The following is a 10,740-nucleotide window of genomic DNA, read 5'->3' as shown; positions in this document are numbered from 1 at the left end:
GGCATCGTTTATCATGCACAGGAGGGGCGTTGAGCGAGCCCCTCCGGGAGCCTCAGCATGCCTCATTATCTGGGCCTCGATATGGGGACCTCGGCGGTCAAGGCGATCATTGTCGATGAGCAGCAGCGGACCATCGCCGAGACGACGATCCCTCTGGATATCTCCCGCCCGCGAAACCTGTGGTCCGAGCAGGATCCCGAAGCATGGTGGCTGGCTGTCCAAGCCGCTATCGGTGCTCTCCGCAGCCAGACGCCTGCAGTTCTTACAAGGATTGAGGCAATTGGCCTCTCAGGACAGATGCATGGCGCCGTCCTGATCGGCGAGCGCGACCAGCCCTTGCGCCCTGCCATCCTCTGGAATGATGGACGCTCAGTTCGAGAGGCGGAGGAGCTCGGAGAAAAGCATCCCGATCTTTCCCGGACCATGGGCGTGATCCCGATGCCCGGCCTCACGGCCCCCAAACTCCTATGGCTTGCGCGGCATGAGCCCGAGATATTTGGCGCTATCAGAAAAGTGATCCTTCCAAAGGACTATATCCGCCTGAGAATGACCGGGTCCTGTGCAACCGAAATGTCCGATGCCGCCGGCACATGGTGGCTCGATGAGGCCACGCGCGACTGGTCGGATGAAGCTCTCGCGGCAACGGGTCTTAACCGCACGCATATGCCCGACCTCGTCGAGGGTTCCGCACCGTGCGGCATGTTGCGCCGGGAGATCGCCGAAGAATGGGGAATGCAAAGCGGCATCGTCGTTGCCGGCGGCGCAGGCGATGTGGCCGCCGGAGCAGCCGCCTTAGGAGCTATCGAGGATGGATCGGCTTTCATCTCCCTCGGCACGTCGGGGCAGTTCTTCGTCACCACGCGTGATTTCAAACCTGCGCCCGAAACCTTGATCCATTCATTCTGCCATGCCCTCCCGGACCGGTGGTTTCAGATGGCGGCGATGTTGAACGGGGCGAGTTGCCTCGCCTGGGTGGCCGGGCTGCTCAACGCCGAGATGGCCGAACTCTTGCGCTCGACGGAAACGGCTTATCGAGGGCCAGCCTCTCAGCTCTTCCTTCCGTATCTGGCTGGGGAGCGTACGCCGCACAACGACCCTTACGCGCGGGGCGTCTTCTTCGGACTCTCCCCTCAGGCGCAGCGAACCGATTTGGCACAGGCCGTTCTCGAGGGCGTCGCCTTCAGTTTTGCCGATGCGAAGGCATGCCTTCAGCATGCCGGCACGCCACTCGCCTGCGCTGGCCTGATCGGTGGCGGATCCCGCAGTGCTTTTTGGGCACGCATCCTTGCCAATGTCCTGAACATTCCACTTGTCCGATACCAAGGCGACAAGGGTCCAGCCTTCGGAGCTGCACGGCTGGCACGCCTGGCTGCGACCGGAGAGGCTCCGGAGACAGTTTGCTCAGCACCCGCCGTGTTCGATTCGGTAGAACCCGAGCCCCACCTTGTCGACCTCTATGCACCGCGCATCGAGAGCTTTCGGCGCCTGTACCACGCTCTCAAGCCGGAATTCAGGCATGGATCGTCAGGCGGAGCTCCGTAGGGGACGGATTATGGGAGGATCACCATCGCCCTTTCGGGATCTCGGAGGCCTTCGTCCGCGCGGGAACGCCTAATCGGGAAGCCAGGCTGATTGTGCCATGATGCAGCCGGCCGTCCGCTTGGGCAACGGCGCCATGAATGGTAAGAAGCCGCAGCACACGGTAACATCCACGTCGTCGAAGCCGGTCGCACGCAGCAAGGCCGATCTTACGGCTTGAGGTTCCGGCGCCGTGTACATAGAGGAGCCCCGAATGATCCTGGTCTGCGGCGAAGCCCTAATCGACCTTTTTGTCGGGCCCCCCTCACCGATCGGGCTTACGGCCGAGGCCGTGGCGGGTGGCTCGCCCTTCAATGTCGCGATTGGGATCGGCCGCTTGGGCCGCGCCGCCGCATTTCTGTCGACCCTTTCAGAGGATACTTTCGGCGTCTTTCTGGCGGGAAAGCTGGCTGAAGCAGGCGTAAGCCCATCCTATCTGCAGCGCTGTCCGAACCCAACGACCCTCAGCGTCGTTGCGACCGGCCCGTCAGGAGAGCCGCGATATTCCTTCTACGCACCGGACAGTGCGGACCGGGCCCTTAGGCCGGAGGCCCTCCCCTCCTCCCTGCCCGCAGAGGTGAACGCCATAGCGGCAGGCTCCTATGCGCTCGGCGTCGAGCCCATCGCCAGCGCCATCGAGACACTCCTCCGTCGTGAATCCGGATCCCGCGTGATTTCGCTCGATCCGAACGTCCGCCCTCGTGTCGTCGGCGACCTGAAGATCTATCGGGAGAGGTTCGAGCGGCTCCTCGTCCATGCCACCATCGTCAAGGCGAGCGATGAGGATATTCATCTGCTCTACCCAGACGCGGACCTTGTCTCGGTTTCCCAGTCTTGGCTTCGGCGAGGCCCCAGGCTCGTCGTCGTAACGCGTGGAGCGGAGGGTTCGATGGCCGTCTTTGGAAGTTCCCGCATCGAGCGACCCGCTCCCCGTGCGAATGTGGTGGACACGGTCGGCGCAGGGGACACCTTCCATGCGGGCCTTCTCTCCTGGTTGGACGCGAATGACTTGCTCAGGCCTGAGAGCATGGCCGGATTGACCCAAGCACAGGCCACGGCGGCTCTCGATTTCGCGGCGGCGGCGGCTGCAATCGTTTGTACCCGGCGTGGTGCCAATCCCCCGACCTGGGAAGAAGTGTACCGTTTCATGGCAACCCGTGCTTAGGCCCGTTGGAGATTGCCATGCAGATGTCTCTTCCCGCTCTGCCCGCAACAGGCCCAAGCTGGCGCGCTCGCCCTTTTCACCGTCAATGGCTCATGGCGCAGGCCAACAGCCTGTTCGGCTTTTTCCAACACCGCTGCATCGATCCGACCGGTGGCTTCTTCGATCTGGACAGCCTTGGGAACGCTCTCGACAGAAACAACTCAGTCCGACAGATCCACAGCACCACCCGCATGGTGCATTGCTTTTCGATCGGTCTCCTGCTCGGCCGTCCCGGATGCGACAGGATCGTCGATCACGGCATGGAGTATCTCTGGAATCATCACCGGGATGCGGTGCATGGAGGGTATATCTGGTCGCTTGATTACGACGGGCCTAAGGACGATACGAAACAGGCCTATGGGCATGCCTTCGTGCTGCTCGCCGCCTCCAGTGCGAAGGTCGCGGGTCATCCCCTGGCCGACAGACTCCTGGCCGATATCACCCAGGTTCTGGAAGAGCGCTTCTGGGAGGAGCGGCACGGCGCAGTTGCCGAGGAATTCGCACGCGACTGGTCTCCCATCAGCCAGTATCGCGGCCAGAACTCGAACATGCACCTGACCGAAGCCTTGATGGCCGCTTTCGAGGCAACAGGCGAGAGAGGTTATCTCGATAAGGCCGAACGCATTGCGGAACTGATCATCGGCTGTCATGCCACATCTCTGGACTACCGGGTGGCGGAGCATTTCCATGGGGATTGGTCCCTGGATCGGAATTACCGGGGCTCCGACGTGTTTCGCCCCTACGGCACGACACCTGGGCACTGGCTCGAATGGGCCCGCCTCCTGCTGCAGCTCTGGGCGCTGGGCGACAAGCGGCGTGACTGGATGCCTGCAGCATCCTGCGAGTTGTTCAGGCAATCAATCTCGCTCGGCTGGGACAGCGACAAGGGCGGCTTCTTCTACGCACTTGACTGGGACAACCGGCCGAGACTCCCGCAGAAGCTCTGGTGGCCCTGCGCCGAGGCGATCGGTGCGGCATCCTTCCTGTGCGAACACCGCCCGAGCGAGTTTCATGAGACCTGGTACCGCCATCTCTGGAACTTCGTGGAGCGCCATCTGATCGATCATGAGCGGGGAGGCTGGCATCCGGAGTTTTCCGAAAACCTGCAGCCGGCGAGCACATTGTTCATCGGAAAGCCCGATCTCTACCATGCTCTGCAAGCCTGCCTCATTCCCCTCTTTCCTGCGACGGGAAGCCTGACGCGGGTCATCCCGCAGGCAAACGGTTAAGCCAACAGTGCCCTCTCCAACACCGCCCGAGTGGGCATCCCGGCTTGGGCTCCCACTGCCCTGCATGAAAGAGACGCCGCAACACAGGCCCGTCGCATGGCATCGCCCAGATCGCGCCTCTCTGCCAGACCACGGGCAAGAACGCCAACGAAGGTATCGCCTGCTCCGGTAGTGTCGACCGCGGTTACCGGCCAGGCTACAGCCTGGCGCTGCGCTCCGTCCGGGCTGACGGCAACAGCGCCTTTGGCTCCGGCGGTGACGATACAGACCAATCCGCAAACCTGCGCCAGGATCGAAGAGGCTTTCAGGTAATCGCTCCCGGCATCTTCCCCCACGAGAGCAGCGACGGCGAGGGCCTCATGCTCGTTCACGACAAGCACGTCGGTCATGGCGAGCATGTCGGCCATGGCACCACGTTCGACGGCGGCAGGCACGGGCGCAACATTCCAGACGACCGTTGCGCCGACCTTCCTTGCCCGCCGGGCCATTTCGAGGTTCTCGATAAAAGGTACCTCCATCTGGAGGACAACGACGCTAGCGCCGGATAGGAGCCTCTCGGGAACATCCGCAGCCCGAACAGCCATGTTGGCACCGCTGGCCACCGTGATGGCATTCTCTCCGGCGTCATCGACGGTGATGAAGGCACAGCCGGTCGGCTCATCGACAATCCTCACCGCCTCCACATCGATGCCGTTCTTCCTCAGATTATCGAGGCAGGCCTTACCGAAGGCATCATCTCCTACCGCTGCGGCCATGGAGACACCGATCGCGTCGTCCCCACCCATGCGGGCGGCGGCAACGGCTTGATTGGCCCCCTTGCCGCCAAAAAAACTGTCGGCGCGCGGGGACAGGACAGTCTCCCCGGGTCGGGCGATGCGCCGAACCGGGGCGACGAGATCCATATTGATCGACCCGAAGACCGTAATCATGCCGAGCCCCCTAACGCGATGTTCCAGTATGGGGAAGCCTGCGGCTATCGCAAGCGATGGAGCGCCCTCACCGCATGTATGCATGCCTTGACGGCGCACGAAGGATCATTCTCGGACGCTCGAATGTCCGATGTCTAGAATTCCTGCAACGGGCTTTGGACCCGATGCTTGCGACATAACGTGGCTGCCCTTTTCAATTGATCGAGCAAACTCAACTCGGGTCGGAAAATGAATGCTGTGGAGCGGCACCATTTGTTCGCCGCGCGGGATGTCCGCCAGCGACACTCGAGTCTTGTCGCCACGTCCGACGAAGCAGTCGGCCGACAGCATGGAGTTCAGCATGGCTTCCTGGATTGCCTCGGCGGCCGCCGGGAACACGTGGTCGATCCTGTTTTGGCGAGGACGCGCATGGCGGGCAGATCGGATTTGTTGTCGTGATCGACCCTCGCTCCTGCGTTCCTGCGGCGCCTTCGACTCTTTCGGAAGAAGGCCGGCGGCCATCGGAAGAACAAGATTACCTGTATTGCCGACATTGGTCCGCACCAGCACGCCGGTAGGATGGTCGGCTCCACCGGGTTCGATCTTGCGCGATGCCGTTCCTATGCCGCAAGAGCCTGGATGTCGCTCAAGGAGCCGTCGTTGCAGTCACCCATTACGGGATTGACCATCGGTATGGTGGGTCCGATGTCCGAATTCTGAGCGACGGCCTCCCGGATCAAAGCCGTCGCGCAAGTGCCGACGGAGAGCGTGTTGGTCGACAGGATCGGCGCCTCAATGGCTCCGAGTTCGTCGATCCGAACGAGGCCGATGGATTTGCCGACCGGTGATCTATCCCGAGGCAGCAGCGTTGCGTCACATTACATGAGCAAGAATCGGGATTTCGGCTTGTGCACTCGTGGTTACGGGAGCGATTTGCCTGATAGCCCTGTTCGGCACGCGATGTTGCCCGGAACGAGCAAAGCTGACCGGACCGGTCAAGTCAGCTCATCGAACCTATAAATTCTCAAGAAGATGAATGGCGCGCCCGAAAGGATTCGAACCTCTGACCCCCAGATTCGTAGTCTGGTGCTCTATCCAGCTGAGCTACGGGCGCTTGGTCGGCAGGTCGTTGCGAGAAGCAACATCAGCCGTGGCGGGTGATTAAAGGGTTCCGGCACGCTTGGCAAGCCTTCTTTGACGAGATTTTGCACAAGGTTCAATTTTGATCCGGATTGGAGGCCCGATCAGGGATTGTGATGCGGAAACAGGTATGACCGTTGCTGTCGTCGAGGGCAATCGCCCCCCCGTGGAGTTGAATCAGTTCCGCAGCGATGGTCAGCCCCAAGCCCGTCCCCCCTTTCCGAGCCGAGCTCTGGAACGGCGTAAACAGGTCTGCCTTTACCCGGTCCGGAATTCCGGGCCCGTTGTCCTCAACGAGAATTGTAACGACATTTCGCTTGCGGCTGGCGATAACATCGATTCGAGGCTGCCCCTCGGGCGAGCCGGCCAGGCTCAGGGCCTGCACCGCATTGCGGACGAGGTTCACAAGCACACGAGAGAGCTGGTCTTTGTCTGCATCGACCATCAGATCCTCCGGCACCTGGGAGCTGAAGACGATACCGACCTCTGGGGCGAGGTCCTTGAGGTTCGATAGCTCCTCGATCAGCGGCGACAGCGGAATCAGCCGGCGCTGCGGCAAGGGCTCCGTGGCCCGGCCGTAGGCGAGGGTCGTTTCACAGAAGGCGATGGCCCGGTCGAGCGTGGCGACGAGGCGGGGCGCGACACGTTGAGCGGCTTCGTCGTTCACCCGCTCCAGACGATCCGTGAGGAGCTGGGCCGTCGTGAGCATGTTGCGCAGTTCATGGTTGATCTTGCTGACCGCAAGGCCGAGCTGCGCGAGACGCCGCTTCTGGCGAAGCTCATCTGCCAGAGTCGTCTCCATGCGCGCCAAGGCCTGCTCGGCCAAGCCAATCTCGTCGGCACGGTCCGTCGGCCGAATGACGCGGGAGGCATCCTCCGGGTTACCGGAGAATTCGGCGATATTGCCGGTCAGCCGGCGCACCGGCCTCACGATCACCCATTGCAGGGTCAAATAGACGAGGCTTGCCGTGATAATCGAGATGAAGAGCGACAGAAGAAGGATGTTGCGCGAAAACTCGAGCATGGCCATGCGCAAGGGACGCTGATCGAGGATGATCTCAACGAACTCGACCCCCATGCCGTGGCCGATCACCCGAATCGGCTTGTCCGCCGGGTTAAACAGGACATCGAAGGCGTCCGTGACGAGCGTGGCCCATTCCGTATCGCGCAGGTCGATGCTCTTGCTCACCTCGGGCGGTACGTCAGTGATAGCGAGAAGGCTCCTCCGTCCTCCCCCGCGAAGGGCAATCGCCCGAGCCCCGACACCCTGCAATAGGCGCATCTCGAGCTCCTCCGGCAAGCTCTCCTCGGGCGCCGCATCGAGCACCATGGCGGCGATCTGGGCCGCGGCGATGCGATCATGCAGCCAAGTCTGGCGGAAATTGGCGATGGAGGGCACATAGATCAGCACCTCCGCAATCATCACGAAGAGAACTGTCAACAGCAGCAGACGCGCGGAAAGCCCGAACTGGCTCAGGATCCGCCATGTCAGCGAATGTGGCTGCTCGACACCCATACGCGCCTTATCCTAAGCAGCGGGGTTCTATCCGCCCGCCGCCCCCCAGGGATTCTGAGCCCAAGGCATCAGAAACTCCACCGCAATGCTCTTCGTCACCTCGGAGAAGGTCAGGTAGGGATAGACCAAGCCGGCGAGATCCGAAACCTTCAATCCTCTCGTCGACGGCAGTACCGACTCCCGCCTTGGGGTGGCAAGAACCCGCTCTCCGGACAACAATAGGTCAAGTCCTCCGCCGTTCTCCAGGCCGCCCATGGCCATGCCATACCTCGTTACCATCCAGCGGAGCCGACCCAACTGCGGAGAGAGGGCCGCGAATGGCGGCCCGAGAAAGCGCGACCAGGCCCTGTTCAGGCCCATCCTTTGGTCTGTCGCGCTTTCTCCTGGCCCATGGCCTGTATCCTCACATATAAGTTCCGGGTACTCTCCTAGGCCCATTCGCCCTCCGTAGGGGCCGGACGATGAACCAAGCCGCCGGATCGCCGCATCTAGGTCAAAGCGGCGTTGACTTTGCCCCTCTCTTCCGTCATAAGCCCGCAAGCTGACAGCGCTCTTCGTGGGCGCTGATCGTTTTTTCGAGACAGTTTCGGGGGCGACCCCTTACCTAACCAGACGGGCGCGAGCCTTCGAGCACCGCTGCCCCTTTCGACCGGAGATGTGCCGTGAAGAGGACGTATCAACCGAGCAAGCTGGTTCGCAAGCGCCGACACGGCTTCCGTGCGCGCATGGCGACCAAGGGCGGCCGCAAGGTCATTGCCGCCCGCCGCGCCCATGGCCGCAAGCGCCTTTCCGCGTAAGCAGCCTTGAAGGACACCCGATGCGCGAACCTCGCGCAGATGTGATCATCGGGCGTCTGACCAAAAGACCCGACTTCGTTGCGGCGGCCTCGGGCCGCCGCTTTCATACGGAGCGGATGACGGTGCAGGCGCGCCTGCGCCCGACTGTGGATCCCAGCGGCTCGGATCTGGGCCTTCGGGTCGGCTTGACCGTGACGAAACGGGTCGGCCATGCGACTGAGCGCAACCGGATCAAGCGTCGGCTCCGAGCTGCCGTTCCCTTGGCAGCCCAGGACTACGCGGCCATCAATGCGGACGTCGTCATCATCGGCCGGCGCGAAATTCTGACCGCCGATTATGACGTCCTCATCGACGATCTTCGGCGCGCTCTGCGGGTTGTCACAAAGCCGAAAAGCGCCCAAATCTCCGATCGTCCCCTCCCCTCCTCACCTCCCATCAAAGGCGAGCGCCGCGGACATTCCCATGCGTGAAGACAACAAAAACCTGATCGTTGCCATCGCCCTGTCGCTGGCGGTTCTGCTGGGCTGGCAGTACTTCTTTGCCGCGCCTGAGGCTGAAAGGCAGCGTCAAGCGGCCCTCCAGCAGCAATCCGCGCAGGTGAACCCCTCCGCCCCCAACCCTCCCCTGAGCCCGAGCCAGGCCGGCGGAGCCTCCCCCACGGTCCCCGGCACCCCGGCGGCTCCCACCGTCATGTCCCGTGAGGCTGCGCTTGCCAGGACGAATCGCGTCGCCATTGACACGCCCGCCATCGCGGGCTCGATCAATCTGCGCGGCGGCCGCATCGACGACGTGGCGCTGAAGAACTATCGCGAGACCGTCGATCCCCGGAGCGCCAATATCGTACTCCTGTCGCCCGAGGGCACGCAGAATCCGTATTATGCGGAATTCGGCTGGGTCGGCGCTCAGGCCGGCGGCCTGCCCAATGCCAATACCGAGTGGACTGCCGACCGCGACAGGCTCACTCCTTCCACGCCGGTGACCCTGACCTGGGACAACGGCCAAGGCCTCGTCTTCCGCCGCACGATCTCGGTGGACGACAAGTTCATGTTCACGATCAAGAGCTCGGTCGAGAACCGTGGTTCCGCGCCCGTGGCGCTGCATCCCTATGGCCTCGTGTCCCGCCACGGCAAGCCGACTACCCTCGGCTATTACGTGCTGCACGAGGGCATGATCGGCGTTCTGGGCGACAACGGCCTCCAGGAAATCAAGTACGACACCCTGGACGAGGAGGAGCCCGTCGCGGGCTCAACCGTCTCCGAGAAGAAGTGGGACAACGTGCAGGGCGGCTTTATCGGCATCACCGACAAGTACTGGGCCGCCACCGTCGTTCCGGATCAGGCCATAACCTACCAGGGCGCCTTCACGTCCCAGCAGAGCCAGGCGGGTCGCACCTACCATGCGATCATGCAGGGAGCCTCTCAGACGATCCAGCCCGGCAGCGCCGCCGAAACCACGCAGCGCTTCTTCGCGGGCGCCAAGGAAACGGCGACCGTGGATGCCTACCAGGACTCGCTCGGGATCAAGAACTTCGACCTCATGATCGACTGGGGCTGGTTCTATTTCATCACCAAGCCGCTCTTCAAGGTGCTGGACTTCTTCTACAGGCTGTTCGGCAACTTCGGCATCGCGATCCTGCTCGTGACGGTGATCCTGAAGATCCTGTTCTTCCCGCTCGCCAACAAGTCCTATGCCTCGATGGCGAAGATGAAGGCCGTGCAGCCGGAGATGGTCTCGATCCGCGAGCGTTATGCCGACGACAAGATGAAGCAGCAGCAGGCGCTGATGGAGCTTTACCGCAAGGAGAAGATCAATCCGGTAGCGGGCTGCTGGCCGGTGCTGATCCAGATCCCTGTGTTCTTCGCGCTCTACAAGGTGCTCTTCGTCACCATCGAAATGCGCCATGCGCCGTTCTTCGGCTGGATACGCGACCTCGCGGCGCCTGATCCGACCTCCATCTTCAACCTGTTCGGTCTGCTGCCCTACAATCCGGGCGCCGTGCCGGTGCTGGGGCCCTTCCTCATGCTCGGCGTGTGGCCGATCCTCATGGGCATTACCATGTGGCTGCAGATGAAGATGAACCCGGAGCCGCCGGATCCGGTTCAGAAGCAGGTCTTCGCGTGGATGCCGGTGATCTTCACCTTCATGCTCGGCTCCTTCCCGGCCGGTCTGGTGATCTACTGGGCCTGGAACAACCTGCTCTCCGTGACGCAACAGGCCTTCATCATGAGGCGCAACGGCGTGAAGATCGAATTGTGGGACAACCTGCGCAAGACCTTCAGCCGCAAGAGCAGTCCCGCGCGCGGTTGACGGCCAATCAAACGCCACGACCATCCCCGGAGCTTGCTCCGGGGATTTTCATTGGATCACA

At 62.3% G+C, this 10,740-nt stretch carries 11 protein-coding genes and 1 tRNA gene; 6 read left to right on the top strand and 6 right to left on the bottom strand.

Annotated elements, in window-relative coordinates; all coding sequences use genetic code 11:
* Positions 1-57 precede the first annotated feature (57 nt).
* The 3 genes from xylB (at position 58) to GR328_RS09215 (ending at position 4,011) form a co-directional block, all read left to right on the top strand.
* Positions 58-1,542, top strand: a complete 1,485-nt coding sequence (xylB, locus tag GR328_RS09225; protein WP_160884227.1) for a xylulokinase — start codon at positions 58-60, stop codon at positions 1,540-1,542.
* 250 nt (positions 1,543-1,792) lie between these two features.
* On the top strand, positions 1,793-2,743 hold the full coding sequence (locus GR328_RS09220; RefSeq protein WP_160884226.1) for a carbohydrate kinase family protein: 951 nt from the start codon (positions 1,793-1,795) through the stop codon (positions 2,741-2,743).
* A gap of 17 nt (positions 2,744-2,760) precedes the next feature.
* A complete protein-coding gene (locus tag GR328_RS09215; protein ID WP_160884225.1) occupies positions 2,761-4,011 on the top strand; it encodes an AGE family epimerase/isomerase in 1,251 nt (416 codons plus the stop codon).
* On the opposite strand, the gene GR328_RS09210 is transcribed toward GR328_RS09215, so the two are convergent.
* The 6 genes from GR328_RS09210 to GR328_RS09190 all read right to left on the bottom strand — a co-directional run bounded on the left by GR328_RS09210 (position 4,008) and on the right by GR328_RS09190 (position 7,836).
* Positions 4,008-4,940 (bottom strand): ribokinase, encoded by a 933-nt coding sequence (locus GR328_RS09210; RefSeq protein WP_160884224.1) that lies wholly within the window; start codon positions 4,938-4,940, stop codon positions 4,008-4,010. The genes GR328_RS09215 and GR328_RS09210 overlap by 4 nt on opposite strands.
* A gap of 105 nt (positions 4,941-5,045) precedes the next feature.
* On the bottom strand, positions 5,046-5,483 hold the full coding sequence (locus tag GR328_RS28225) for a hypothetical protein (RefSeq protein WP_343039333.1): 438 nt from the start codon (positions 5,481-5,483) through the stop codon (positions 5,046-5,048).
* Between the two features lie 56 nt (positions 5,484-5,539).
* Positions 5,540-5,701, bottom strand: a complete 162-nt coding sequence (locus GR328_RS28220) for a P1 family peptidase (protein ID WP_343039345.1) — start codon at positions 5,699-5,701, stop codon at positions 5,540-5,542.
* A gap of 255 nt (positions 5,702-5,956) precedes the next feature.
* A tRNA-Arg gene (locus GR328_RS09200) sits at positions 5,957-6,033 on the bottom strand.
* A 102-nt stretch (positions 6,034-6,135) separates the two neighbouring features.
* Entirely contained in the window at positions 6,136-7,575 is a 1,440-nt protein-coding gene (locus GR328_RS09195; protein WP_160884223.1) for a sensor histidine kinase, read from the bottom strand.
* A 27-nt stretch (positions 7,576-7,602) separates the two neighbouring features.
* Positions 7,603-7,836 carry a hypothetical protein gene (locus tag GR328_RS09190; RefSeq protein WP_160884222.1) on the bottom strand — a complete coding sequence of 78 codons (234 nt, stop codon included), beginning with the start codon at positions 7,834-7,836 and terminating at the stop codon, positions 7,603-7,605.
* A 401-nt stretch (positions 7,837-8,237) separates the two neighbouring features.
* Here GR328_RS09190 and rpmH point away from each other — a divergent pair, with 401 nt between their 5' ends.
* The 3 genes from rpmH to yidC are packed head-to-tail and all read left to right on the top strand — an operon-like array spanning position 8,238 to position 10,679.
* Positions 8,238-8,372, top strand: a complete 135-nt coding sequence (gene rpmH / locus GR328_RS09185) for a 50S ribosomal protein L34 (protein WP_027314822.1) — start codon at positions 8,238-8,240, stop codon at positions 8,370-8,372.
* A gap of 20 nt (positions 8,373-8,392) precedes the next feature.
* Entirely contained in the window at positions 8,393-8,842 is a 450-nt protein-coding gene (rnpA, locus tag GR328_RS09180; RefSeq protein WP_160884221.1) for a ribonuclease P protein component, read from the top strand.
* Positions 8,835-10,679, top strand: coding sequence for a membrane protein insertase YidC (gene yidC, locus GR328_RS09175; RefSeq protein WP_160884220.1), 1,845 nt, complete (start codon positions 8,835-8,837; stop codon positions 10,677-10,679). Before rnpA ends, yidC begins: the two co-directional genes overlap by 8 nt.
* Positions 10,680-10,740 lie beyond the last annotated feature (61 nt).

Origin of the sequence: Microvirga makkahensis, assembly GCF_009830105.1 — a bacterium.
Lineage (GTDB): Bacteria > Pseudomonadota > Alphaproteobacteria > Rhizobiales > Beijerinckiaceae > Microvirga > Microvirga makkahensis.
The sequence above is the reverse complement of the archived record's forward strand: the minus strand, read 5'-3'. Positions and strand labels throughout refer to the sequence as shown.